This window comes from Streptacidiphilus sp. EB103A, assembly GCF_041261405.1.
Classification (GTDB): domain Bacteria; phylum Actinomycetota; class Actinomycetes; order Streptomycetales; family Streptomycetaceae; genus Streptacidiphilus.
Genome location: NZ_JBGCAQ010000001.1, coordinates 741,945 through 766,748, shown reverse-complemented (window position 1 = coordinate 766,748; position 24,804 = coordinate 741,945). Strand labels below are relative to the sequence as shown.

Sequence of the window (24,804 nt, the reverse complement as noted above, 5' to 3'; positions counted from 1 at the left end):
GGCCGGACGACGGAGGTCCACCAAAGCACCCTTCCGGTGCTCTCGGACGAGCCGTCGCAGGGCAGTCACAGTGTCACGCCACATCTCGTCCGGGGAGACCATTTGTCCAGCGACTACGCGAAGCAGCTTGGCGGCAAGCTGCGAGCGATCCGCACCCAGCAGGGCTTGTCACTGCACGGCGTCGAGGAGAAGTCCCAGGGCCGCTGGAAGGCCGTGGTCGTCGGCTCGTACGAGCGCGGGGACCGCGCCGTCACGGTGCAGCGCCTGGCCGAGCTGGCCGAGTTCTACGGGGTTCCGGTTCAGGAACTGCTGCCGGGAAGCACCCCGGGCGGCGCGGCCGAGCCGCCGCCGCGCCTGGTGCTCGACCTGGAGCGGCTGTCCCAGGTCCCGTCCGAGAAGGCCGGTCCGCTGCAGCGTTACGCGGCGACCATCCAGAGCCAGCGCGGCGACTACAACGGCAAGGTGCTGTCGATCCGCCAGGACGACCTGCGCACCCTCGCCGTGATCTACGACCAGCCGGCCTCGCTGCTCGTCGACCAGCTGATCAGCTGGGGCGTGCTCGACCCGGACGCGCGCCGCGCGGTGCGCGAGGACGACGCGATCTGAGGCCCCCCGGGGGAGCCTGAAGAAACGTCACAGCACAAGCACAGCAAAGGGTCGGCCGACTCCCCGAGGGGAGTCGGCCGGCCCTTTGCTCGTACTCACCCCACCAGATGGCGGTGCATCAGTGCCTCCACGCCGTCGAGGTCGCGGGTCAGCATCAGGTCGACCAGGCGCTCGTGCCCGGCGGCCTCCCCGCCGCAGTGCGCGCCGCGGCGCCGGAGCTCGTCGACCAGGGCGACCAGGTGCCGGTTGCCGGCCAGGGTGAGCAGCGCCTGGTGGAAGCCGGGGTCACCCCCGGCACGGGCCGGCCCGACCAGCGCCTCCAGCTGGGCCCGGCTGGCGCTGCGGGCCACCAGGACCGCGCTCGGGGCCTCCAGCAGGGCACGGATCTCCAGCAGTTCGGCCAGATCCCGCTCGGTGACCTCGATGACCCGGAAGCCCTTGTTGGGCACCGCCTCCACCAGGCCCTCCCTGACCAGGTCGAGCATCGCCTCGCGGACCGGGGTCGCCGAGACGCCGAACCGCGCCGCGAGCACCGGTGCCGAGTAGACGGCGCCGGGGGTCAGCTCGCCCGCCGTCAGCGCGGCCCGCAGCGCCTGGTTGACCTGGTCGCGCAGGATGCGGCGCTCCGGGGGCACGGCCCGGCCCTCAGCGCCGGTCGAGGCGGCGGCCGGCCTTGGAGGAGAGCCCGGCCAGCGCCTCCAGCGGCGCCTTGCGGGCGGCGGCGACCAGCGCCTTGTACCGGCGCGAGGGGATGCTGACGGTCCGTCCCCGGGCGAGGTCGCGCATCGCGTCGTCCACCACCCGGTCGGCGTCCAGCCACATCCACCCGCCGACGTCCTTCATGTCGACCTGGGCCCGCTGGTGGAACTCGGTGTGGGTGAAGCCGGGGCAGAGCGCCAGCACCCGCACCCCGGTGCCCGCCAGGTCACGGGAGACGGACTGGCTGAACTGAACCACCCAGGCCTTGCTGGCGCCGTACGTCCCGCGCGGCACGAAGGCCGCGACGGAGGCGACATTGATCACATAGCCGCGTCCGCGCTCGCGCATCCCGGGCAGGGCGGCGGTGGTGAGCCGCAGCACCGCCTCGATGTGCAGCTTGACCATCGCCAGCTCCTCGGCCAGCGGCACGACGAGGAAGCGGTCCTTGAAGCCGAACCCGGCGTTGTTGACCAGCAGGTCGACCGGGTGTTCGGCGTCCGCGAGCCTGGCCTCGACGGCGGCGATGCCCTCGTCGGTGGCCAGGTCGGCGACCAGCGTCTGCACGGCGACCCCGTACTGCTTGCTCAGCGCGGCAGCGCTCTCGTCCAACCGGGCGCCGTCGCGCGCGACCAGGACCAGGTCCAGACCGTCCTTGCCAAGACGCCGCGCGAACGCCGCGCCGATTCCGGCGGTGGCGCCGGTGATGAGTGCTGTGGGCATGATGCGAACCATACCGTTCTCACCCGGGCCGGCCTCGGGTCGTCGGGCCGCATCACCGGCTCCAACACACCGTCAGACCCCCGAGGGTGATGCAGGTCGGGTCGGTGGGCGCTGCGGACGAGGGCGACGCGGCAGGGGTGGACGGTGACGCTGACGTGGACGGTGACGCTGACGTGGTGGTCGGGGCGGGCGTGGGCGGGGCGGAGGTGGTCGCGACCACCGTGGGTGATGGCGACGCCGAGGGGCTGGTCGATGCCGGGGAGAGGGAGGGCGAAGGAGTCGTCAGGGCAGAGAGGGAGGGCGATGCCGTCGTCGGGGCAGAGGCCGCCGAGGTGGACGGGGTCGTCGCCGGCGTCGCTCTGGCTGTAGTGGGAGCGACGGTTGTGGGGACGGTGGTGGTGAACGTCTGGCTAGGGGCGGTGGTCGCCGCGCTGCTCGCCTGGGTCGGGGTGGTCACCGCCGCGGCAGCAACGCGGGCGGGAGTCCGGGCGGGAGCGGTGGACACGGGTGACGGCGTATGTGTCACGGACGACGCGGCTGCCACAGGCTGCGACGCGGGTGCGGTCCCGCCCTGCGCGGAGAGCGCGGTCGACTGGGTCGACGCGTGCGAGCCGCTCAGCGTGAAGGCCAGTGCTGCGACGGCGCCCGCGCCCGCGAGGACGAGGCCGCCCGCGACGCCCGCGACCGCGCCCGAACCCGCGGCGCTGGAGCCGGCATGCCCCGCTCGCCCCGCGCCGTGTGTCCGCGCCGCCGCTCGCGCGCCGGCCGCCGGGAGCAGATAGCGGGCCGCGCCGCCGCCGGCGAAGGCCAGCAGCAGCGCCGGGCCGACCAGCGCGGGCAGCCGGTGGTTGGCGCGCTCCAGCAGGGCCAGCCGGGCCCGGCAGTCGGGGCAGCCGTCGGCGTGGGCGCGCAGGGCACGGTCCTGGCGGGCCGAGCTGGTCCCCCGGACGTGTGCGGGCATCCGCTCCCAGTACTCGGCGCAGTCCGCCTCGCCGGGCGCACCCGGCTGCGCGCGCAGGAAGGCCTGGCGCAGCCCTTCGCGGGCACGGTGCAGCAGCACGGCCGTCGCGTTGCGGTTGGTGCCCAGGTCGTCGCCGACCGCTTCGAGGCTCCAGTCCTCCACCTCGGACAGCCACAGCGCCCGGACCCAGCGGTGCGGAAGCTGCTTCAGCGCGCCCGCCAGCATCACCGCGTACGCGCCCTCCTGCGGCACCGACACCGTGACCGTCTCCGCCGGCCGCAGCCGCTCCAGCTCGTCGCCCTGCGGCAGTTCCTTCGGCGCGTGGCCGAGGTCGACGGCGAGGTTGCGGATGGTCGCGGCCAGGTAGCCGGGTATGTGGTCGACCTGGTGGCCCGCGGAGATCCGGCGCCAGACGCGGAAGTGGGCCTCCGCGGTCAGGTCCTCGGCCAGCCAGGCGTCGCCGGTGAGCGTACGGGCGTAGGCGACCAGCCGGGAGTGGTGCTCCTGGTAGGTGCGGGTGTACGCCTCGATGGCCGTCTCTTCGCCGGGGCCGGGCGCGGCGGTCTCGCCGGTGGTGGTCACGGAAGCCCTTCATCAGTGCATGTGGCGGATACGACTAAATAGGGCAGAGCGTCGATTTGCCTATGGCGCAGGTCACAACGGATTCCTCGGATTCCGCGTAATCACGGCGGGGTCGACCCGGTCCTTCTCCTGTACACAGCGCATCGCAGTGAGGAGCCGACCCCATGGACACAGCCGTAGAGCAGGACGTCCGAGCCCGCATCGTCGCCACCGCCGGTCCGGGCCGCGACTTCGTCGCCCGCCTCGGCTACCGCCCCGAGGACCCCTTCGCCGTGCGGCTGACCTTCCCCCCGGAGGTCAGCCTGGACGGGACGGAGCGCACCTGGACCTTCGCCCGCGACCTGCTCGCCGAGGGGCTGCGCGGTCCCGCCGGCGTCGGCGACGTCCACATCTGGCCCTACGGGCCGCAGCTGACGGTGGTCGAGCTGCACAGCCCCGGGGGCGCGGCGATGATCCGGCTGCGCAGTGCCGGGGTACGGGCGTTCCTCGGCCGCAGCTACGCAGCCGTCCCCGAGGGGACCGAGGACGCCCGGGCCGACCTGGCGCTGCTGCTCGTCACCCTGGTCGGCGGGGCCTGACGGATGCCGACCACCCCGCACCTGAGCAGACCGGTACGCCACAGCGCCCTCTTCGCCGACCGCCTGCTGCAGCGGCCGCTGCGCCGCCTCGCCCTGCTGGGCGACGACTCGGCCGCGGCCCAGCAGACGGCCCTCTCGCCCCATCCGGTCAGCAACGCCACCGGCGCTGTCACCGCCGCCGTCGGCGCGCTCTCGGTCGCGGCCCGCTACCTGGCGGCGGACAGCGGCACCGGGATCGGCGGCGACTTCTACGCGGTGCAGGAGACCGCGCACGGGATCCGCCTGCTCATCGGCGACGTCCGCGGCAAGGGGCCGGGCGCGGGCGGGATCGCCGCGATCCTGCTGACCGCCTTCCGCCGGGCCGCCCGGCAGGCCGCCACCGTCGAGGAGGTCGCCGCCCGGCTCGACCGCACCATGGAACGGGCCACCACCCTGCGCTTCCGGGCGGACGCGGACGAGGACTTCGCCACCGCCCTGGTCCTGGAGATCAGCGCCGACCTGTCAGCGGTCCGCCTGGTCAACTGCGGACATGTGCCGCCACTGCTGCTGCTCGGCGGCCGGGCCCGGACCCTCCACCCCCGCCGCCGCCGACCGCCGCTGGGCCTGGCGGGGGCGCTCGGCACCACCACCGCCCCGGCCGACCAGGTCCGGCTGCCCCGGGGCGCCACCCTGCTGCTGCTCACGGACGGCGTGACCGAGGCACGCTCGCCCGGGGGCGAGTTCTACGACCCACTGTCGAGCCTCGCCGCCGCGCACCCGGGCAACAGCCCGGGCCTGCTGCTGGACACCCTCTGCCGCGACGTGCACCGCCACAGCGGCGGCCCGCCCCAGGACGACATCGCCATGCTCGCGGTCCACCGCCCGCCCGGGCCACCGTCTACGCGACCAGCGCGGTGAGTTTGCGCAGGGACTCGGTGAGGGCGGCCGTGGTGGCGTCCTTGACCCGGTTGGCCATCATGTTCACGGCCGCGCCCTTGAACTCGCTCTGCACCGTGATCAGGGTGCCCTCGCCCTCGGCGCTCAGCTGGTAGTGCTGGCGCAGGGTGATCCCCATCGGGGCCTTGCCCTCCAGCACCCAGGACTTGCCCGGCTCGACCTCCGCCACGGTCCAGGCCGCCTCGGTGGGCATCCCCATCAGGGTCATCTTCTCGGCGTACTGCGAACCGACGACGAGCTCGGCCGGGGCGCCGTTGGGGAAGGCGGTGTGGATGGTGTTCCACTCGCCGAACCGGTCGAAGTCGGTGATCACGGCCCACACCTTGTCCGCGGGGGCGGGCAGGGAAGCGCTGACGGAAACCTCGGGCATGACAGCTCCTCTCCGGCGCGGCCACACCAGGGGCGGCCGTTCGGACACCGGTTTCCGCGAGGCTAACCAGAATCTGACGAACCATCAATAAATGTGACGCAGCTGGGCCGGGGCGGTTTCCAGGGGCGCGCTGCCAGCTAACCTGTGGGGCGTGCAGATCACGACCGAAGAGCGCAGAGCCCGGCTGGCGACCCGTCATCTCCTCTCCCCCGCGGCGCGGGCCCGCACCCCCGAGGAGGTGGCCGACGCGGTGGTCGGCCTGCACGCCACCGATCCCGCGACGGTGTTCCTGGCGGTCGCCGCGCGGCTCGGCGCCGCCACCCCGGCCGTGCTGGAGCGCGCGCTCTACCAGGACCTGACGCTGCTGCGGATGCTGTGCATGCGCCGCACCATGTTCGTGGTGGGACGGGAGCTGGCGCCGGCGGTCGACTCGTCCACGGCCCGGGTGATCGCCGCCAGGGAGCGCGCCAAGCTCGTCGCCTTTCTGGCGGAGGGCGGCGGCTGGGACGAGACGTGGCTCGCGGCGGCGGAGCGGGCGGTCCTGGCCGAGCTGGAGGCGAGCGGGCCACTGGCGGGGTCCGAGCTGAGCGCGCGGGTGCCGGCGCTGCGCGAGCAGGTCACCGTCGCGGTCGGCAAGCCCTATGAGACCACCCAGGCCGTCGCCAGCCGGATCCTGCGGACCATGGCCGCCGAGAACCGGTTGCGCCGCGACCGCCCGCGCGGAAGCTGGGCGTCCAGCCAGTTCCGCTGGGTGCCCGGGGAGCCGCTGCCGCAGCTGCCGGCCGCCGAGGCCCGGGCCGAACTGGCGCGGCGCTGGCTCGCGGCGTACGGGCCGGGGACGGTGGCCGACCTGAAGTGGTGGACCGGCTGGAACCTGGGCGACGTACGCAAGGCACTGGCCGCGGCGGGGGCCGAGGAGGTGGCGCTGGAGCGGCAGGACCCCGGCTACGTCCTGCCCGGCGACACCGGCCCGACGGCCGCGGTCGCACCCTGGGCGGCGCTGCTGCCGGCCCTGGATCCCACCGGGATGGGCTGGGTGGAGCGCGACTGGTACCTGCCGCCGAAGCACACCGCCGAGCTGTTCGACCGGACCGGCAACATCGGGCCGACCGTCTGGTGGGACGGTCGGATCGTGGGGGGCTGGGCCCAGCGAGCCGACGGCGAGATCGTCTGGCGACTGCTCGACGACGTGGGCGGGGAGGCGAAGGCCGCGATCGCGGCCGAGGCCGAGCGGCTGGCGGCGTTCGTCGGCGAGCAGCGGATCACACCGCGGTTCCGCACGCCCCTTGAGCGGGGCCTCGCCGGGGCCTGAACTTTGGCTGCGGACCGTAAGTGGCTGGTCGCGCAGTTCCCCGCGCCCCTGATAGTGCAACTTCCTCACTGTGGGTCAGTTGCAGCTACATAGGGGCGCGGGGAACTGCGCGACCAGCCGCCTACGGTCCGCAGCCAAAAGCTAAGCGCGGCCCGCGGACTTCTGGGTGCGGCGGGACAGCGAGTCGATGATGACCGCGGCCAGCAGCACGCTGCCGGTGATCATGTACTGGACCGAGTTGGACAGGCCCAGCATGTAGAGGCCGGCGTTGATCGACTCGATCACCAGCATGCCGAGCATGGCCGACCAGACCATGCCGCGTCCACCGAAGAGGCTGGTGCCGCCGATGACCGCGGCGGCGATGGCCAGCATCAGGTTGTTCGGGTCGGAGCCGGCCTGGTTCGCCGAGGAGATCTGGCCGGCGATGGTCAGTCCGCCCAGCGCCGCGAAGAAACCGGAGATGGAGAAGACCGTGATCCGGACCATCGCCACGCTGACACCGGCCCGACGGCTGGCCTCGATGTTGCCGCCGACCGCGAACACCTTCCGGCCGTACGTGGTACGGCGGAGGACGAAGTTGGTGACGATCAGGGCGACCATGAACAGCACCATCGCGTTGGGCACACCGTGCTGCCGGTTGAGGATCATCGCCGCTCCGAAGGCCCCGACGGCCAGGACCACCGTGCGCACCGCCAGCTCGGTGGTGGGCCGGTACGGCACCCCGGCCTGCCGGCGGCGCCGCTGCAGGCCGAAGGCGCTGAAGAGGTACGCGGCCACGCCGAGCCCGGCGAGGATGTAGCCGCCGGCGATGTCGCCGCCCAGGAAGAAGGAGTTCCCGGACAGATAGCGCATCGGCCCGCTGTCGGTCGGCAGGTTGATGGTGCCGGTCGAGCCCAGCAGCCAGAGCATGAAGCCCTGCCAGCCCATGAATCCGGCCAGGGTGACCACGAAGGCCGGGACGCCGATCTTGGCGAAGACGAAGCCGTGCAGCGCGCCGATGGCCGCGCCGGTGAGCAGCGTGATCACCATGGTGAACCAGGGGTTGACGCCATGGCTCACCGAGAGCACCGCGAACACCGCGGCGGACAGGCCGCTGACCGAGCCGACCGACAGGTCGATCTCGCCCAGCAGCAGCACGAACACCAGGCCGATCGAGAGCAGCCCGATGCCCACCATGTAGTAAGCGATGTACTCGAAGTTGGCCGAGGTCAGGTAGTTGCTGTCCTGCAGGCTGAAGACGATCCAGATGATCACCAGCCCGACGATCACCGGCAGCGAGCCGAGGTCACCGCCGCGGATCTTGCGCTGGAACTCGGTCAGATAGCCCCTGAACCCCTCCTCGCGGACCAGCAGCCGAGGGTCGACGGGCGGCGGGACCGCCGGCGGCGGGGTGACGTTGGGGTCGATCTCGCTCATCTGTCGCCCTCCGCCGTCCGCGCCTGACGTCGGGTCACCGCATTGTCGGTGGCCCCGGTGATCGCGGCGATGATGGTCTCCTGGGTGGTCTGCCGCACCGTGAAGATTCCGTTGTTCTTGCCCAGCCGCAGCACCGCGACCCGGTCCGCGACCGCGCGGACGTCGGCCATGTTGTGGCTGATCAGGATGACGCCGAGGCCGCGCTCGCGCAGCCGCTCGACCAGGTCGAGGACCTGGGCGGTCTGCTCGACGCCGAGGGCGGCGGTGGGTTCGTCCAGGATCACCACCTTGGGGTCGCCGATCAGCGAGCGGGCGATGGCGACGACCTGGCGCTGGCCACCGGAGAGGCTGGCGACCGGAATGCGCACGCTGGGGATGCGGATCGCCAGCGTGGACAGCAGTTCCTGTGCCTTCTTCTCCATCGCGACCTCGTCCAGGAGCCCGCGCAGCTTCAGCTCACGGCCCAGGTAGAGGTTGCCGACCACGTCGAGGTTGTCGCACAGCGCGAGGTCCTGGTAGACGGTGGCGACGCCGAGGTGCTGGGCGTCCTGCGGCCGGTGGATGGTCACCGGCCTGCCCTCCCACTCGATGACGCCGTCGTCGATCGGGTGCACCCCGGCGATGGTCTTGACCAGGGTGGACTTACCGGCGCCGTTGTCGCCGACCAGGGCCATCACCTCGCCGGGCCGCACTTCCAGCTCGACGTCGGTGAGGGCCTGGACGGCGCCGAAGCGCTTGGAGATCCCGCGCAGTGCGAGTACGGGTTCACCGTCGGACGGGCTCGTCATGAGAGTCCATTGGTCTTGCATCCGGCGGCGTAGGCGGACGTGCAGATGTCGGCCACGGTGTAGAGGCCGTCCTTGACCACGGTGTCCTTCACGTTGTCCGCCTTGACCAGCACCGGCGTCAGCAGGTCGGAGGGCACCTTGTTGCCGGAGCCGTTGGTCTTGGTGGTCGTGGCCAGGCTGGAGATGCTGTTGCCGCTCATCAGGTCCACCGTGAGCTGGGCCGCGGCTTCGGCCTCGGGCTGGTAGGCCTTGTAGATGGTGAAGCTCTGGGTGCCCACCATGATCCGCTGGATGGCGTCGAGCTGGGCGTCCTGGCCGGTGAGGGGCAGGTTGGGGATGCCCGCGTTCTTCATCGAGGTGGCGATACCGGCGGCCATGCCGTCGTTGGCCGAGTAGAAGCCGGCGATGTTCTTGGCGCCCAGCTGGTTGATCGCGGCGGCGGCCTTCTGCGCGGCGACGTCCGACTTCCACAGCCCGGACGCGTCGTAGGCGAGGTCGACCTTGCCCTTCACGACGCCCTGGAAGCCCGACTTGAAGTCGGCGGCGTTGGGGTCGGCGGAGTCGCCGTCGATCTCGACGATCTTCGCGGTCGGGGTGGCCTTGGAACCGAGGACGTTGAGCAGCCCCTGGCCCTGCAGTTGGCCGACCTTGATGTTGTCGAAGGAGACATAGGCGTCGGCCGGCCCCTGGGAGAGCCGGTCGTAGGTGACCACCTTGATGCCCTTGGTGCTGGCGGCGACCACCGACGCCTTGATGGCGGCCGCGTCGACCGGGTCCACCACCAGCACCTTGACCCCGGCGTTGATCATGGTGGTGACCTGCTGGGCCTGGGTGGCGGCGCTGCCGGCCGCGTTCGCGTACTCCACGGTGACGTTGGGCGCGAGCGTCTTCATCTTCGCTTCGAAGAAGGGACGGTCGAACTTCTCGTACCGGGTGGTCTGGTTCTCCGGGAGGAGCAGTCCGATCTTGCCGGACAGGGTGCCCGCCGCCACGGAGCCGGAGGCCGAGGAGCCCGAGGAGGAGCTGCTGGTGCCGGCCTTTCCGCAGGCGGCGGCGGTCAGCGCCAGGGACATGGCAGCGGCCGAGACAAGAAGGGTGCGTGAGATCTGGCTCATGAGAGTTGGACGCCTTTCGTACAGGGACGCTGACGCAGCGCTCTCTCCATACGACAGGCAACGGCCGGATAAGGCCCGCCGGAATAGGCCAGCCAGGGGAATGGAATCACCCGCCTGAGCTGCTGGACCCCGCACAGGACTGTGACGGCGCCGCCCCGGAACGCGGGGCGGCGCCGTCACCGTCGTGCCGAGCGGGCGTCAGTTCAGGCTGATCTCGCCGAGGGCGAAGCCCGGGGCGGACTCGGCGCCGGGCAGGCAGACCGCGATCCAGGAGACCGCCGGGACGGACAGGTCCAGCAGCACGTCGGCCGCGTTGCGCGGCGCGAAGCCGCCGTCGTCCAGCTCCCAGCCCCAGGCCACCGAGCCGCGGGTGCGGCACATCCCGGAGAGCACCACCCCGCCCGGCATCGCCAGGGCGAAGCCGGTGCACAGCAGCGAGCAGAGCAGGTCCAGGTCGGCCTCCTCGATCCGCAGCACGGTGCCGCCGCCGTCAGCCTCCAGCAGCAGGTCCGCCCAGGCCTCCACCGGGCCCTCGGGCGTCCGCAGCGAGCAGACCAGCCGGAACCGGCCCTGGCCCGCGCCGATCAGGACCCGCCGCAGCGCGTCGGCGCCCTGGGTGTAGGCGGTCTGCAGCAGCTCCTCCGGGAACTCCCCGCCGGTCGCCGCCGCCTCCGCGGTCTCGGCGAGCATCGTGGCCAGCCGGCGGTGCACCAGGCCCCGCTCGCGGGCCCGCGCCAGCCGGGCGGTGAACTCCGCCAGCGGCTCGCCCTCGTAGAGCACCCACTCGTCCTCGGCGTCCGGGTCGGCGGTGTAGACGGTGTGGCTCTGCGGGTCCGCCAGTGAGAGGCCCTGGCGGCGGCAGAAGTCGACCAGGTCGGCGGGGTGGAAGGCCCGGCCCCGGACCACGCCGCCGGCCTCGCGCAGCCGTCCGAGCAGTTCCTCGATGTCCGCGAGGTACTCGGCGTAGCCGGTGTACTCGGTGCCGCCGTCCCGGCGCAGCTCCTCGAAGTCCGCACGGCAGGTGACGATGCCGAGCAGGGTGGGGGCCGGCGGCAGGGCCGCCGCGCTCCGGGTTCCGGGGCGGGTGAGGGCGCGGGCGCCTCCCCGGCAGGGCGCGGGCGCCGCGGTCCGGGCGGCGGACGGGCGGCGGGTGCGTGCGTGCCTGGCGGCCATGGGAACTCCTCGGGGGCGGAAGGGCTCGGCTGGTGCGGCCCCGTCGGCCGCTACCTGCGTCCTCCCCGACCACGGACGCCCCATGCGCACCCTGTGTCACAGAACTGTCACCAAAAGTGACGGAGAGCGATCGAACGAAGGCCCGGCGCCGCCCCGCACTGGGGTGGCGCCGGGCCTCCGGCGGATCGGTCCGTCAGTCGCGCGAGGCGCGCAGCGACGGCTTGAGCTCCAGCAGCCGGGCCAGCAGTCCGTTGACGAACGCCGGGGACTCGTCCGTGGAGAACTCCTTGGCGATCTCGACCGACTCGTCCAGGACGACCGCGTCCGGGACGCCGTCCTCCCAGATCAGCTCGTACGCGCCCAGGCGCAGCACATTGCGGTCCACGATCGGCATCCGGTCCAGGGTCCAGCCCACCGCGTAGGTGGCGAGCAGGTCGTCGATCCGGGCGGCGTGCTGGGTGTAGCCCTCGACCAGCTCCATCGTGTACTCGCTGACCTGCGGCGTTCCCTCGTCCGGGGTGCGCGCCCGGCGCACCCAGTCCGCGAGGACGGACTGCGGGGCGACGCCCCGGTGGTCGGCCTCGAAGAGGATCTGGAAGGCGCGCGTGCGGGCCTTGTTGCGTGCGGTTGACACGGTTAGGAGTTCACCCGGCCGAGGTAGTCGCCGGTGCGGGTGTCGACCTTGATCTTCTCGCCGGTGGTGATGAACAGCGGGACGCCGATCTCATGGCCGGTCTCCAGGCGCGCGGGCTTGGTCCCGCCGGTGGAGCGGTCGCCCTGGACGCCGGGCTCGGTGTACTCGATGACCAGCTCGACCGAGGCGGGCAGCTCGACGTACAGGGGAGCGCCCTGGTACATCGCCACGGTCGCCTCGTTGCCCTCCAGCAGGAAGTGGGCGTTGTCGCCGAGGACGGCCGGGCTGATCTGGATCTGGTCGTAGGTGTCCATGTCCATGAACACGAAGTCCTCGCCGTCCTTGTACGAGAACTGCATCCCGCGCTTGTCGACGCTGGCCGTCTCGACCTTCACGCCGGCGTTGAAGGTCTTGTCGACCACCTTGCCGGACAGCACGTGCTTCAGCTTGGTGCGCACGAAGGCCGGGCCCTTGCCGGGCTTGACGTGCTGGAACTCGACGACGGACCACAACTGGTCGTTGTCGAGCTTGAGCACCATGCCGTTCTTGAGGTCGTTGGTGGAAGCCACGGTCGCACTAACTCCTGAGATATCGCGGTATGTCAAGCATCAGAACCAAGCGGCGGTGTCCGCGGACCCGGGCGGGTCACAGGGCGAGGAGCTCCTTGGTCGTGATGGTGAGCAGCTCGGGACCGCCGTCCTCGGACGGACGGACCACGAGCGTGTCCTCGATCCGGACCCCGCCGCGACCCGGGATGCAGACCCCGACGCCGACGGTTACCGGCACACGGTTGTCAAGCTTACCCAACTCCAGAGGTCCGAGATGCGGCTCCTCCCCGATCTCCAGCCCCACGCCCGCCCCGACGCCCTCTCGCGCGGCCATCGCGGCGTCACCGGGGAGCGGCTGGCCGGCAGCGCCGAGTACGCGTTGTGCGGCGCGGTCCGCCTCGTCGTAGCCGCCGCCGACCGTCAGCGCCTCACGCGCGGCGCGCTGGGCTGCGAAGACCTGCCGGTGCAGCTCGGACTGCCAGTCGGCGGGGCTGAGCCCGACCACGAAGGTGCGGGTGGCCGAGGCTCGGTAGCCGCGGTAGCAGGCGCCCAGGGCGACGGTGAGGAAGTCGCCGTCCTCGACCCTGCGGTCCCCCGAACTGTGGTCGGCGCGTCCGGAGTGGTCGCCGGCGCCGACCCGGGGCGGGAAGGCCGCGGAGTCGGCGCCGTGGTCGACCATGCGGCGCTCCAGCTCCATCGCCAGGTGCCGTTCGGTACGGCCGATCAGGATCGACTCCAGCAGCTCGCCCAGCGCCTGGTCGGCGATCTCCCCGGCGATCCGCAGGCAGGAGATCTCCTCCTCGTCCTTGACCGTGCGCAGCTGCTCCACGGCGTGGCCCAGATCGCGGAGCTGCTCGACGGCAGCCGCCTCGGCGACGGCGCGGTGCCGGGCGACGGTGAGGTGGTGCTCCTCCACCCCGAGGGTGCGTCCCCGGCAGTGAGCGGCCAGCAGGACCGCCGGGTCGGTGCCGGCGGGCACAGTGAGCATCCTGCAGCCACCGTCGGACTCCGGGGCGCCAGTGGGGCCGGCCGTGGCCGCTTCGGCGCCGTCCCGGGTCAGCAGCAGTGCGGCGACGGTGTCGGATCCGGTGAGCCAGCGGACATTGGCGGGTTGGGTGACCAGCGCGGCGTCCAGCCCGGCGGCGCTGCAGCGCTCGCGCATCCGGTCGCGGCGTTCCGCGTGTGCTTCGCCCATGTCCTGAGCGTAGGCACAGGGGTGCTGGGGCGCTCGGCGGGCTGCGGCGTGTGCCTGGCTTGTCGCGCAGTTCCCCGCGCCCCTGGGGGTCTGCAACTGGCTCAGTTGCAATTGGTTAGGGGCGCGGGGAACTGCGCGACAAGCCAGCTACGGTCCGCACCCGAAAACCTACCGATGCACCACCCCGGCCAGCACCCGTTCGAGCGCGGCGACCGTCCCGGGAACATCCAGCTTGGAGTTGTCGATGATGGGCAGCCCGGAGCCGTACCAGCCGGCCATCCGGCCGTGGATCCGGGCGACCTCCTCGTCGTCCAGCCGCCGCACCCCGCTGCGCTGCGCGTTGCGCGCGAGCACCGCGTCGAGCCCGGGGAGCAGCACCACCGGCACCAGGTCGGGGCCGACATGCCGCTTCCAGCCCCCCAGGCCGATGGCCGGGCGGTCCGGGAAGACGGCGTCGTCGATGATGCAGGAGATGCCGTTGGCGAGGTAGTTGCGGGCGGCGAAGCCGCAGGTGCGGCGGGCCAGCCGGTACTGGGCCTCGGACTGGTCGTTCCAGCCCGACTGGGGATTGGCGAAGCCGGAGCGGACCCACTCCCGGACGTCGTCCAGGCTGATGTGCGCGGTCGGCGTGGCGCGGCTCTCGGCCCAGTGCCGGGCGACCGAGGTCTTGCCCGCCCCGGCGGGGCCGATCAGCAGCACCGCCACCGGGCCCTGCACATGCGGGTGGGCCGGCGCCGTCCCCGGCGGCAGACCCACCGGCATGACGAAGTGCCCGGTGGACGACTGCCCCGCGGCCGACTCCGGCACGGCGCGCAACTGCAGCGTCGCCCGCGGCGGTCCCGGCGTGGGCTCGGGCAGGCTGCCCTGGTAGTGCCCCTCGCTCACCGCTGCACCTCCTGCGTCACTCCCCTTCGGCCGGTGCGACGATACCGCGCCGCAGCCGCCCCCACAGCTGCGTCTTTCCGGCATGACACCGCGTCATGCCAACGACTGGCAACGGCCTTGGGTTTTGACCTACTGGAGCGGTCCGGCCAGCGAGCGCAGGGCCAGTTCGTAGGAGCCGATGCCGAAGCCGGCGATGGTGCCGGAGGCGACGGCGGAGATGACCGAGGTGTGCCGGAACTCCTCGCGGGCATGGGGGTTGGAGATGTGGACCTCGATCAGCGGGGCGGTGCGCTGGGAGGCGGCGTCGCGCATGCCGTAGGAGTAGTGGGTGAAGGCGCCGGGGTTGATGACCACCGGGTACTTGCCGTCGGCGGCCTCGTGCAGCCAGCGGATCATCTCGCCCTCGTCGTTGGTCTCGCGGACCTCGACGTCCAGGCCCAGCTCCTCGCCCAGCGCGGTGCAGCGCTCGACCAGGCCGGCGTAGGAGGTGGAGCCGTAGACGTCGGGCTCGCGGCTGCCCAGGCGGCCCAGGTTGGGGCCGTTGAGGACCAGGACTTTCTGGCTCACTTCCCCACCTCGGCGTAGGCGGCGACCAGCAGCGTCGGGTCCGGGGCCTCCAGCACCGTGGGCTTGGCCAGGCCGTCCAGGACGATGAAGCGCAGCATGTCCGCGCGGGACTTCTTGTCCAGCTTCATGGTCTCCAGCAGCTTGGGCCAGGCGTCCGCCTGGTAGGTCAGCGGCAGGCCGACCGAGGCCAGTACGGCGCGGTGGCGGTCGGCCGTGGCGTCGTCCAACCGCCCCGCCAGACGGCCGAGTTCGGCGGCGAAGACCATGCCGACACTGACCGCGGCGCCGTGCCGCCACTTGTAGCGCTCATTGCGCTCGATGGCGTGCGCCAGGGTGTGGCCGTAGTTGAGGATCTCGCGGCGGCCGGCCTCCTTGAGGTCGCCGGAGACCACCTCGGCCTTGACCTTGATGGAGCGCTCGATCAGCTCGGCGGTGTGCGGGCCCTGGGGGGTGGTCGCGGCCTGCGGGTCGGACTCCACCAGGTCCAGGATCACCGGGTCGGCGATGAAGCCGGTCTTGATGACCTCGGCCAGACCGCTGATGTAGTCGTTGCGCGGCAGCGACTCCAGGGTGGCCAGGTCCGCGAGCACCCCGGCCGGCGGGTGGAACGCGCCGACCAGGTTCTTGCCCTCGGCGATGTTGATGCCGGTCTTGCCGCCGACCGCAGCGTCGACCATGCCGAGCAGGGTGGTCGGCATGGCGATCCAGCGGATGCCACGCAGCCAGGAGGCGGCGACGAAACCGGCCAGGTCGGTGGTGGCCCCGCCGCCCACCGCCACGATCACATCGGTGCGGGTGAAACCGGTCTGCGCCAGCACCGACCAGCAGTACGCGGCGACCTCGACGCTCTTGGCCTCCTCGGCGTTGGGCACCTGCAGCGCGATGGCCTCGTAGCCCTGCGCCGCCAGGTCGTCCCGGATCGCTTCGCCAGTGGCAGCCAGCGCCTCGGGGTGCACCACGGCCACCCGTTGGGCCGCGGAGCCGATCAACCCGCCCAGCTCGCCCAGCAACTGACGGCCCAGCAGCACGTCGTAGGGCGCGTTGCCGGCGCTGCCGCCGACCCGAATCCGAACGGTTTCCTGATGATCCGTCATGCCTTCTCCAGCTGAAGCGCGTTGAGGACGGTCTCGGCCACCTGGTCGGGCGTCAGGCCTTCGGTGGCCACCACGGCGCGGGCGACCTCGGTGTACAGGGGGCGGCGCTGCTCCATCAGCTCGCGCCAGCGGGCCCGGGGGTTGCCGATCAGCAGCGGGCGCGGGCTGTCCAGACCGACCCGCTTGACCGCGTCGCGCAGGGTCACGTCGAGGAACACCACGGCATGGCCGCTGAGCAGCTGCCGGGTCTGCTCGCGCAGCACCGCGCCGCCGCCGAGCGCCAGCACGCCGTCGTGCTCGGCCAGCGCCACCCGCACCGCCTCCGCCTCCAACTCGCGGAAGTGCGCCTCGCCGTGGTCCACGAAGAGGTCGGCGATCGGCTGGCCGCTGGCGGCGACGATGTCGGCGTCGGTGTCGCGCAGGCTCACGCCCAGCCGCGCGGCCAGTGCCTCGCCGACGGTGGACTTGCCTGCTCCCGGCGGCCCGACCAGCACTACCAGCGGGGCGACCGTCGGGCCGCTCATCGGACGATCAGGTTGTCGAGGTACCCCTGGACGTTGCGCCGGGTCTCCTCGACGCTGTCCCCGCCGAACTTCTCGTCCACGGCGTCCGCCAGCACCAGCGCGACCATCGCCTCGGCGACGATCCCGGCCGCCGGGACGGCACAGACGTCGGAGCGCTGGTGGTGCGCCCTGGCCACCTGGCCGGTGCGGACGTCGATGGTGGCCAGCGCGCGCGGCACAGTGGCGATCGGCTTCATCGCGGCGCGGACCCGCAGCACCTCGCCGGTGGACATGCCGCCCTCGGTGCCGCCGGAGCGGCCGGTCGCCCGGCGCACCCCCTGCGGACCGGGCACGATCTCGTCGTGGGCCTGCGATCCGGGGATGCGGGCCAGCTCGAAGCCGTCGCCGACCTCGACGCCCTTGATGGCCTGGATGCCCATCAGCGCGGAGGCCAGCCTCGCGTCCAGGCGGCGGTCCCAGTGGACGTGCGAGCCCAGGCCCGGCGGCAGGCCGTAGGCCAGCACCTCGACGATGCCGCCGAGGGTGTCGCCGTCCTTGTGGGCCTGGTCGATCTCGGCGACCATCCGCTTCGCGGCGTCGGCGTCCAGGCAGCGCACCGGGTCCTCGTCGAGCCGGGCCTCGTCGGCCGGGACCGGGACGACGCCGGCCGGGGCCTTGGCCGCGCCCAGCTCCACCACATGGGAGACCAGCTCGATGCCGCAGACCTCCTTGAGGTACGAGCGGGCGACCGCGCCCAGCGCGACGCGGGCGGCGGTCTCCCGGGCGCTGGCGCGCTCCAGGACCGGCCGGGCCTCGTCCAGGTGGTACTTCTGCATGCCGACCAGGTCGGCATGGCCGGGGCGGGGGCGGGTCAGCGCCTCGTTGCGGGCCAGGCCCGCCAGGATCTCGGGGTCGACCGGGTCGGCCGACATCACCTGCTCCCACTTGGGCCATTCAGTGTTGCCGACCATGATCGCGACCGGGCTGCCCATGGTCAGGCCGTGCCGGACGCCGCCGAGGAAGGTGACCTCGTCCTGCTCGAACTTCATCCGGGCACCGCGGCCGTAGCCGAGGCGACGGCGCGCCAGCGCGTCCACGATCACCTCGGAGGTGACCGGGACACCGGCGGGCAGGCCCTCCAGCGTCGCCACGAGTGCGGGGCCGTGCGACTCCCCCGCCGTCAGCCAGCGCAAGGTACCCAACGGTGCTCCTCAAAGATCCGGACGTGCGTCGTCTCCGATCCTCCCACGACACCCGCGGGAGCTCAGAATCGGTCCAGCGTGCGGACCCGCCGCGGAGAGGGGCAGGACGGACGGATCCTGGGTGCGGGCTGTGCATGGTTGCTGTTCGCGCAGTTCCCCGCGCCCCCAGCAAGTGCAACTGAGCCAGTTGCAGACCCTCAGGGGCGCGGGGAACTGCGCGACAAGCCATGCACAGCCCGCAGCCAGGATCCCTCAGACACCACCCAGCGCCGCCTCGCCCGCGGCCCGCATCGCGGCCAGCGGCGCGGGGCTGATGCCGGTGAACAGCTCGCACTGCAGCACGGCCTGGTGGACCAGCAGGTCCAGCCCGCCGAGGACAGTGCCGCCGCGCTGCGACCAGGCGGCGGCGAGGGCGGTGGGCCAGGGGTGGTAGAGCACGTCGAACAGCATGCCCGGCGCCTGCGGCACCGCGGCGGCGAGGTGGTCGGTGGCGCCGGCCGGGGTGGTGGAGACGGTCAGCGGCGCGCCGAACGCCTCCGCCGCGCGCTCCCACTCCGCGGTCCGCACCTTCACCTGCAGCCGCTCCCCCAGCGCCAGCATCTGGGCGGCCCGCTCCGGGCCCCGGACATAGGCGGTGACCTCGCCGGTGCAGATCCGCGCCAGCGCGGCCAGCGTCGACGAGGCGGTGGCGCCGGCGCCCAGCACGGCGGCGGACCCGACCGAGGTCACCCCGCGCTCGCGCAGCGCCGCGACCAGGCCGGGGACGTCGGTGTTGTCGCCGGTGCGACGTCCCTCGGCGGTGAACACCACGGTGTTGACCGCGTCCACGGCCAGCGCCGTCTCGCTGATCTCGTCCAGCAGCGGTATCACCGCCCGTTTCAGCGGCATGGTCAGCGACAGCCCGGCCCAGCCCTCGCCCTCGACGTCCAGGGCGGCCAGGAATCCGGGCAGGCCGGCCTCGTCCACCTCGAAGCGGTCGTAGCGACGGTCGGTGAGCCCCAGCGCCGCATAGGCGGCGTTGTGCAGCACCGGGGAGAGCGAGTGCGCGATCGGGGAACCCAGCACCGCGGCGCGGGTGGCGGTCCGCATCAGTCGCACTGTCCGGTGACGGCGTTGAAGCCCTGGTTGTGGGCCGTGCAGTACTGCTTCACATAGACCTTGAACTCACTGAAGGTGGCCGCGAACTGGGTGTTGGTCGGGCTCATCGCGATGAAGTAGAGCCAGTTGCCCGGCGCCGGGCTGAGCACCGCGTTGATGGCGTCCGCGCCCGGGTTGCTGATCGGGCCGGGCGGCAGCCCCTTGACCAGGTAGGTGTTGTAGCCGCCCGCCTTGTCGCTGTCCTTCTCGGCGTTGGTGAACTTCGTCCTGCCCAGCGCGTACTGCAGCGTGGTGTCCAGTTGCAGCTCGCCCTGGGTCTCGCCGGCGGGCTCGTTGATGCGGTTGCTGAGCACCCGGGCGATCTTGCTGAAGTCGGCCGAGTTGTTGCCCTCGGCCTGCAGGATGCTGGCCTCGATCAGCACCTGGTAGCCGTTCTTGAGCTTGACCGCCGAGGCGCCGGAGTCCATGCCCAGGCCCTGGAACTGGGCCACCGCGTTGGCGACCATCTGCTTCAGCAGGTCGTCGACCTTCATGCCCTTGGTGACCGAGTAGCGGGTCGGCCAGAGGAAGCCCTCGATGTTGCCGTTGGCGTAGGCGGGCAGCCCCAGCTTGGCGACGTCGTCCTTGGCGGCCTTGGCGGCGGTGCCGGCCGGCAGGCCCAGCTTGGCGTCGATCTTCGGGTAGATGACGCTGGCGCGCAGGCCCTCAGGGATGATCAGCGCGTCGCCGCCGTTGGCGTCGATCAGGAAGGAGACCGCGTTGGCGCCCGACATCTCCCGCTTCATGGTGTAGGAGCCGGGCTGGATGGTGGTCGCCTTGGTGTTCTTGTTGTAGGCGTCGACGAACGCCTGGCCGCTCTTGACCACGTCGTCGGCCTTGAGGACGTTGGCCATGGCCCAGCCGTCGGCGCCGTTGGGGATGGTGACGGTCACCGAGCCGGTGCCGGCGCCCGTGAAGTCGGCCGGCGGGCCGAAGTGCGACTTGTAGAAGCCGTAGCCGTAGTAGCCGCCGGCCGCCACGCTGGCGACCAGCAGCAGCGACATGCCCAGACAGGCCACCCCGCTGCGCTTGCGCTGGGTGCGGCCGGCCTGCTTGCGCTTGCGCTCGCCGTGGCGGCTGTCGTCCTCCTCCGCGAGGAAGGGCTGGTAGTCGTCCTCGTCGTCGTAGCCCTCGGCGTGCTCGTCCTGGTAGTCCTCGGCGGGGTAGTCCTCGGCGAGCAACTCCTCCTCGGCCGGCAGCTCGTCGACCGGCGCCTGCTGCTGGGCGTCCAGGGCCGCGGCCTCGGCCTCCCAGTCGATGCCGTCCGGGCCGAGCACGGGCGCGGCGGGCTGCACCGGCTGGGGTGGCGGCGGCTGCCGGTAGGGCTGCTGCGGCTGCACCGGCGGGTAGCCGGGTTGCTGCTGCTGGTAGCCGGGCTGCTGTACGGGGTACTGCCCGGTGCCGTACGGGTCCTGTGCCTGCGGGTCGCCCCAGCCGCTCGGCTGCTGGGGGTAACCCACAGATCCGGCATAGGGGATGCCCTGGTTCGGGTCCCCGTGGCCCCACGGTGCGGCGCCGTAGCCCCGGCCCTGGTCGGTCATGCTTCCCCTTGGACGACGTGGCGACCGGCATCCTCTCCGGTCGGACGGGACCTCCCCGCCGACGATCGAACCGGCGTGCCAAAGCTCGCCGTGAAGCGGAACGTTACCCTAGGCGCTCAAGAGCGGGTGCCGCAGCATTGCTCATCATCTGCTGACGAATCGCCGTCAGGTCGTCCCCCACGCCGTTCATATGACCGTCTCACTCACTCGGAGCAGCGGTTTCGACCGGTTCCACCAGCTGTCCCGGCGGCCTTCCGCTCGTCTTCTCCCCCTCCAGCGCGCTCTGCAGGATCACCACGGCGGCCGCCTGGTCGATCACAGAGCGTCCCTTCTTCGACTTCACTCCCGAGGCCCGCAGCCCCTGCGCGGCGGTGACGGTGGACATCCGCTCGTCCACCAGCCGCACCGGCACCCCGGACGGGAGCAGCTTCGCCGCCAGCTCCCCGGCGTACCGGCGGACCTTGGCGGCGGCCGGGCCCTCGCCGCCGTTCAGCGAGCGCGGCAGCCCCAGCACCACCTCGACGGCCTGGTACTCCTCGGCGAGGGCGACCAGCCGGGCCTGCGAGGCAGGCCCGGCTGGGACGGTCTCGACCGGGGTGGCGAGCATCCCGTCGGGGTCGCTGGAGGCGACCCCGATCCGGGCGTCGCCGACGTCCACGCCGATCCGCCGCCCCCGCCGGAACGCACCGTCCGTCATGCGCCCTGGACCTCACGGCGCACCGCGGCGATGGCCTGGTCGACGGCGCCCGGGTCGGTGCCGCCGCCCTGGGCGACGTCGTCCTTGCCGCCGCCGCCCCCGCCGAGGGTCTTGGCCGCGACGCGCACCAGCGCACCGGCCTTGACCCCGCGCTCGCGGGCGGCCTCATTGGTGGCGATCACCGTCAGCGGGCGACCGCCGACGACGCTGAACACCGCGACTACGGCCGGGCGGCCGCCGCTCACACGGGCACGCACGTCCAGAACAAGCTTGCGCAGATCATCCGCTGTCGTCCCGTCAGGAACTCGGGCGGCGACCAGCGCCATCCCGTTGACGTCCTCGGCCCCGTCGGCCAGTCCGGCGGCGGCCTGGAGCACCTTCTCGGCGCGGAAGCGCTCGATCTCCTTCTCGGCGTCCTTGAGCTTGCCGAGCATGCCGGCGATCTTCTCCGGCAGCTCGTCCGGGCGGCCCTTGACCAGCTCGGTGAGCTGGGAGACCACGGTGTGCTCGCGGGCCAGGAAGCGGTAGGCGTCCACGCCGACCAGCGCCTCGACCCGACGCACCCCGGAGCCGATCGAGGACTCGCCGAGCAGCTTCACCAGGCCCAGCTGGGCGGTGTTGCCGACATGGGTGCCGCCGCACAGCTCCTTGGAGAAGTCGCCGATGGTGACCACCCGGACCCGCTCGCCGTACTTCTCGCCGAACTCGGCGATGGCGCCCTGCTTGCGGGCCTCGTCGATGCCCATGATCTCGGCGGTGACGTCCAGCTCCCTGGCCAGCACCTCGTTGATCTTCTGCTCCACGTCGGACAGCACCGTGCCGGGGACGGCGTTGGGCGAGCCGAAGTCGAAGCGGAAGCGGCCGGGCGAGTTCTCCGAGCCGGCCTGGGCGGCGGTGGGGCCGAGCGCGTCGCGCAGCGCCTGGTGGGTCAGGTGGGTGGCGCTGTGGGCGCGGGCGATGGCACGGCGCCGGGCCACGTCGATGACGGCGTGCACGGCGGCGCCGAGCACCACCTCGCCCACCATCACGCTGCCCTTGTGCACGTACACGCCGGGAACGGGCTGCTGCACGTCACGGACCTCGACCACGGCGCCCGAGTCCAGCCGCAGCCGGCCCTGGTCGGCGAGCTGGCCGCCGCCCTCGGCGTAGAAGGGGGTGCGGTCCAGCACGACCTCGACCTCGTCGCCCTCGTGGGCGGCCGGCGCCGGGACCCCGTCGACCAGCAGGCCGACCACGGTGGCCTCGGTCTCGTTCCTGGTGTAGCCGAGGAAGTCGGTGGCTCCGGCGCGGTCGGCGACCTCCCGGTAGGCCGAGACGTCGGCGTGGCCCATCTTCTTGGCCTTGGCGTCGGCCTTGGCCCGGTCCCGCTGCTCCTTCATCAGGCGGCGGAAGCCGTCCTCGTCCACCGAGACGCCCTGCTCGGCGGCCATCTCCAGGGTGAGGTCGATCGGGAAGCCGAAGGTGTCGTGCAGCTGGAAGGCCTTGTCCCCGGACAGCACGGCGCTGCCGGCCGCCTTGGTCTCGCCGACGGCGGTGTCCAGGATGTTGGTGCCGGCCCGCAGGGTCTTCAGGAAGGCGGCCTCCTCGGCGAGCGCGACGGTCTCGATGCGCTTGCGGTCGGTCTCCAGCTCCGGGTACTGCTCCGCCATGGTGCCGATCACGGTGTCGACCAGCCGGGCGACCACCGGCTCGGTGGCGCCCATCAGCCGCATGTTGCGGATGGCGCGGCGCATGATCCGGCGCAGCACGTAGCCGCGGCCCTCGTTGCCGGGGGTCACCCCGTCGCCGATGAGCATCACCGAGGTGCGCATGTGGTCGGCGACCACCCGCAGCGAGACGTCGGTGCCGTGGGCGGCGCCGTAGCGGACGCCGGTCAGCTCGGTGGCGGTGTCCATGACGACGCGGAGGGTGTCGGTCTCGTACATGTTCTGCACGCCCTGCAGGATCATCGCGAGGCGTTCCAGGCCGAGGCCGGTGTCGATGTTCTTGGCGGGGAGGTCGCCCAGGATCGGGAAGTCCTCCTTGCCCTCGCCGGCGCCGCGCTCGTACTGCATGAAGACCAGGTTCCAGATCTCCACGTAGCGCTCGTCGTTGACGGCCGGGCCGCCCTCGACGCCGAACTCCGGGCCGCGGTCGTAGTTGATCTCCGAGCAGGGGCCGCAGGGGCCGGGGACGCCCATCGACCAGAAGTTCGGTCCCATGCCCAGGCGCTGGATCCGCTCGGCGGGGACGCCGATCTTCTCCCGCCAGATCTGCTCCGCCTCGTCGTCCTCCTGGTAGACGGTGATCCACAGCCGCTCCGGGTCCAGCCCGTAGCCGCCGTCCTCCAGGGAGGAGGTCAGCAGCTCCCAGGCGTAGCGGATCGCCCCCTCCTTGAAGTAGTCGCCGAAGGAGAAGTTGCCGCACATCTGGAAGAAGGTGCCGTGCCGGGTGGTCTTGCCGACCTCCTCGATGTCCGGGGTGCGGACGCACTTCTGCACGCTGGTGGCGGTGGAGAAGGGCGGCTTGACCTCGCCGAGGAAGTACGGCTTGAACGGCACCATGCCGGCCGGGACGAGCAGCAGCGTCGGGTCGTCTGCGATCAGCGACGCCGAAGGCACGACGGTGTGGCCGCGCTCCTCGAAGAATCGCAGCCAGCGGCGGCGGATCTCAGCCGACTCCATCAGTGGTCCTCATTCCGGTTGTACGGGGCGATATCAGTAGTAGACGTTGCGGCGGGGGAAATCTCGAACGGTTTTGCACTGCTCGCCGTGCCGCGCAGGACGGGCTTCCCCGGCGGGCCCGGCAGGGCCAGCACGCTGCCGTCCAGGCCCAGCTGCCGGTTGAGCTCCAGTTCGCGCTGGAGCATCCCGGCGCGGACCTCCCCCGCGAAGGAGCGTACGGCCCCGCCGAGCTCCACCGCGCCCTGGGCCGCGGTATCGGCGAGGCTGCCGGGGGTGATGCTGCGGGCCAGGCGGTTGGCCTTGTTGACGGTCCACACGGTCGCGCCCGCGCCCACGGCCATCCAGAAGATCCGGCGCACCGGCCTCAACCTCTCCTGAGCATGCGTGCGAACACCCCGCGGCGGGCGGTCGCCGACCGCACCTCGGCCTTGACCATGCGGGCGATCAGCTCCCGCTCGGTCTGCTGCGGGACGTAGCGCTCCGGCTGCCCGGCCGAGCGCTGCCGGGCCACCGCGCTGCGCACGCCGTAGCTGAAGGCGGAGAGCTTCACCAGCGGACCGCCGAGGGTCGCCGCCATGGTGGAGGACAGCGCGTTGGCGTTGGCCGCGGCGTCCTGGACGTTGGCGGTGATCTCGTCCACCCGCACCAGCTGGTCGTTGGCGGCGCGCAGGGTCTCGGCCGCCTCGTCCAGCAGCGGTACGGTGCGTTCGGTGACGGCGGCGACCAGCACCGTGGCCTGCCGCAGCGCGCCGGCGAGTCGGACCAGGACCACGGCGAGCAGCGTCACCAGCACCGCCCAGAACACGGCGATGACGAGGCCCGCGACCTCTCCACCGGACACCTTGGCCGCTCCCTCGCTCAGTCGTCGCTCGTCCTACTGCG

General features: G+C 72.2%; 26 protein-coding genes. 4 read left to right on the top strand and 22 right to left on the bottom strand.

What is annotated here, in order from left to right:
* Positions 1–102 precede the first annotated feature (102 nt).
* A complete protein-coding gene (locus ABH941_RS03500; protein WP_030248810.1) occupies positions 103–606 on the top strand; it encodes a transcriptional regulator in 504 nt (167 codons plus the stop codon).
* A 95-nt stretch (positions 607–701) separates the two neighbouring features.
* On the opposite strand, the gene ABH941_RS03495 is transcribed toward ABH941_RS03500, so the two are convergent.
* The 3 genes from ABH941_RS03495 to ABH941_RS03485 are packed head-to-tail and all read right to left on the bottom strand — an operon-like array spanning position 702 to position 3,568.
* Entirely contained in the window at positions 702–1,241 is a 540-nt protein-coding gene (locus tag ABH941_RS03495) for a GntR family transcriptional regulator (RefSeq protein WP_370127023.1), read from the bottom strand.
* Positions 1,242–1,251: 10 nt separating this feature from the next.
* Positions 1,252–2,025 carry an SDR family NAD(P)-dependent oxidoreductase gene (locus ABH941_RS03490; RefSeq protein ID WP_370127022.1) on the bottom strand — a complete coding sequence of 258 codons (774 nt, stop codon included), beginning with the start codon at positions 2,023–2,025 and terminating at the stop codon, positions 1,252–1,254.
* Positions 2,026–2,077: 52 nt separating this feature from the next.
* Entirely contained in the window at positions 2,078–3,568 is a 1,491-nt protein-coding gene (locus ABH941_RS03485; RefSeq protein ID WP_370127021.1) for a sigma factor, read from the bottom strand.
* A gap of 164 nt (positions 3,569–3,732) precedes the next feature.
* On the opposite strand from ABH941_RS03485, the gene ABH941_RS03480 reads away from it, so the two are divergent.
* A complete protein-coding gene (locus ABH941_RS03480; RefSeq protein WP_370127020.1) occupies positions 3,733–4,146 on the top strand; it encodes an SsgA family sporulation/cell division regulator in 414 nt (137 codons plus the stop codon).
* 3 nt (positions 4,147–4,149) lie between these two features.
* Positions 4,150–5,043 carry a PP2C family protein-serine/threonine phosphatase gene (locus ABH941_RS03475; RefSeq protein ID WP_370127019.1) on the top strand — a complete coding sequence of 298 codons (894 nt, stop codon included), beginning with the start codon at positions 4,150–4,152 and terminating at the stop codon, positions 5,041–5,043.
* Here the strand turns inward: ABH941_RS03475 and ABH941_RS03470 are convergent.
* Entirely contained in the window at positions 5,024–5,452 is a 429-nt protein-coding gene (locus ABH941_RS03470; RefSeq protein ID WP_370127018.1) for an SRPBCC family protein, read from the bottom strand. The two genes, ABH941_RS03475 and ABH941_RS03470, sit on opposite strands and share 20 nt — an antisense overlap.
* Positions 5,453–5,603: 151 nt before the next feature.
* Here ABH941_RS03470 and ABH941_RS03465 point away from each other — a divergent pair, with 151 nt between their 5' ends.
* Positions 5,604–6,764: a winged helix DNA-binding domain-containing protein gene (locus ABH941_RS03465; RefSeq protein ID WP_370127017.1), complete on the top strand. Its 1,161-nt coding sequence runs from the start codon at positions 5,604–5,606 to the stop codon at positions 6,762–6,764.
* Between the two features lie 141 nt (positions 6,765–6,905).
* Here ABH941_RS03465 and ABH941_RS03460 read toward each other — a convergent pair whose 3' ends face one another.
* The 18 genes from ABH941_RS03460 to ABH941_RS03375 all read right to left on the bottom strand — a co-directional run bounded on the left by ABH941_RS03460 (position 6,906) and on the right by ABH941_RS03375 (position 24,763).
* Positions 6,906–8,180 (bottom strand): sugar ABC transporter permease, encoded by a 1,275-nt coding sequence (locus ABH941_RS03460; RefSeq protein WP_370127016.1) that lies wholly within the window; start codon positions 8,178–8,180, stop codon positions 6,906–6,908.
* Positions 8,177–8,968, bottom strand: a complete 792-nt coding sequence (locus ABH941_RS03455; protein WP_370127015.1) for an ATP-binding cassette domain-containing protein — start codon at positions 8,966–8,968, stop codon at positions 8,177–8,179. The genes ABH941_RS03460 and ABH941_RS03455 overlap by 4 nt, the downstream gene beginning before the upstream one ends.
* Positions 8,965–10,083: a substrate-binding domain-containing protein gene (locus tag ABH941_RS03450; RefSeq protein ID WP_370127014.1), complete on the bottom strand. Its 1,119-nt coding sequence runs from the start codon at positions 10,081–10,083 to the stop codon at positions 8,965–8,967. Before ABH941_RS03450 ends, ABH941_RS03455 begins: the two co-directional genes overlap by 4 nt.
* Positions 10,084–10,281: 198 nt before the next feature.
* Positions 10,282–11,256, bottom strand: coding sequence for a hypothetical protein (locus ABH941_RS03445; protein WP_370127013.1), 975 nt, complete (start codon positions 11,254–11,256; stop codon positions 10,282–10,284).
* 193 nt (positions 11,257–11,449) lie between these two features.
* Positions 11,450–11,890, bottom strand: a complete 441-nt coding sequence (gene nusB / locus ABH941_RS03440) for a transcription antitermination factor NusB (protein WP_370127012.1) — start codon at positions 11,888–11,890, stop codon at positions 11,450–11,452.
* Positions 11,891–11,892: 2 nt separating this feature from the next.
* Entirely contained in the window at positions 11,893–12,459 is a 567-nt protein-coding gene (gene efp, locus ABH941_RS03435) for an elongation factor P (RefSeq protein WP_370127011.1), read from the bottom strand.
* Between the two features lie 76 nt (positions 12,460–12,535).
* Positions 12,536–13,633 (bottom strand): M24 family metallopeptidase, encoded by a 1,098-nt coding sequence (locus tag ABH941_RS03430; RefSeq protein ID WP_370127009.1) that lies wholly within the window; start codon positions 13,631–13,633, stop codon positions 12,536–12,538.
* Positions 13,634–13,801: 168 nt separating this feature from the next.
* On the bottom strand, positions 13,802–14,518 hold the full coding sequence (locus ABH941_RS03425; RefSeq protein ID WP_370127008.1) for an AAA family ATPase: 717 nt from the start codon (positions 14,516–14,518) through the stop codon (positions 13,802–13,804).
* A 129-nt stretch (positions 14,519–14,647) separates the two neighbouring features.
* On the bottom strand, positions 14,648–15,085 hold the full coding sequence (gene aroQ / locus ABH941_RS03420; protein WP_370127007.1) for a type II 3-dehydroquinate dehydratase: 438 nt from the start codon (positions 15,083–15,085) through the stop codon (positions 14,648–14,650).
* The gene (aroB, locus tag ABH941_RS03415; protein WP_370127006.1) at positions 15,082–16,179 is read right to left on the bottom strand and encodes a 3-dehydroquinate synthase; all 1,098 of its coding nucleotides are present in this window, start codon (positions 16,177–16,179) and stop codon (positions 15,082–15,084) included. The genes aroQ and aroB overlap by 4 nt, the downstream gene beginning before the upstream one ends.
* Complete coding sequence (locus ABH941_RS03410; protein WP_370127005.1) at positions 16,176–16,703, bottom strand: shikimate kinase; 528 nt, start codon at positions 16,701–16,703, stop codon at positions 16,176–16,178. The genes aroB and ABH941_RS03410 overlap by 4 nt, the downstream gene beginning before the upstream one ends.
* On the bottom strand, positions 16,700–17,884 hold the full coding sequence (aroC, locus tag ABH941_RS03405) for a chorismate synthase (RefSeq protein ID WP_370127004.1): 1,185 nt from the start codon (positions 17,882–17,884) through the stop codon (positions 16,700–16,702). The genes ABH941_RS03410 and aroC overlap by 4 nt, the downstream gene beginning before the upstream one ends.
* A gap of 252 nt (positions 17,885–18,136) precedes the next feature.
* Complete coding sequence (locus ABH941_RS03400; RefSeq protein WP_370127003.1) at positions 18,137–18,973, bottom strand: shikimate dehydrogenase; 837 nt, start codon at positions 18,971–18,973, stop codon at positions 18,137–18,139.
* The gene (gene mltG / locus ABH941_RS03395; protein ID WP_370127002.1) at positions 18,973–20,562 is read right to left on the bottom strand and encodes an endolytic transglycosylase MltG; all 1,590 of its coding nucleotides are present in this window, start codon (positions 20,560–20,562) and stop codon (positions 18,973–18,975) included. The genes ABH941_RS03400 and mltG overlap by 1 nt, the downstream gene beginning before the upstream one ends.
* Positions 20,563–20,761: 199 nt before the next feature.
* On the bottom strand, positions 20,762–21,259 hold the full coding sequence (ruvX, locus tag ABH941_RS03390) for a Holliday junction resolvase RuvX (RefSeq protein ID WP_370127001.1): 498 nt from the start codon (positions 21,257–21,259) through the stop codon (positions 20,762–20,764).
* A complete protein-coding gene (gene alaS / locus ABH941_RS03385) occupies positions 21,256–23,922 on the bottom strand; it encodes an alanine--tRNA ligase (protein ID WP_370127000.1) in 2,667 nt (888 codons plus the stop codon). Before alaS ends, ruvX begins: the two co-directional genes overlap by 4 nt.
* Complete coding sequence (locus ABH941_RS03380; RefSeq protein WP_370126999.1) at positions 23,922–24,281, bottom strand: DUF6167 family protein; 360 nt, start codon at positions 24,279–24,281, stop codon at positions 23,922–23,924. Before ABH941_RS03380 ends, alaS begins: the two co-directional genes overlap by 1 nt.
* Positions 24,282–24,286: 5 nt before the next feature.
* Positions 24,287–24,763 carry a DUF948 domain-containing protein gene (locus tag ABH941_RS03375; RefSeq protein ID WP_133997384.1) on the bottom strand — a complete coding sequence of 159 codons (477 nt, stop codon included), beginning with the start codon at positions 24,761–24,763 and terminating at the stop codon, positions 24,287–24,289.
* Positions 24,764–24,804: the final 41 nt, after the last annotated feature.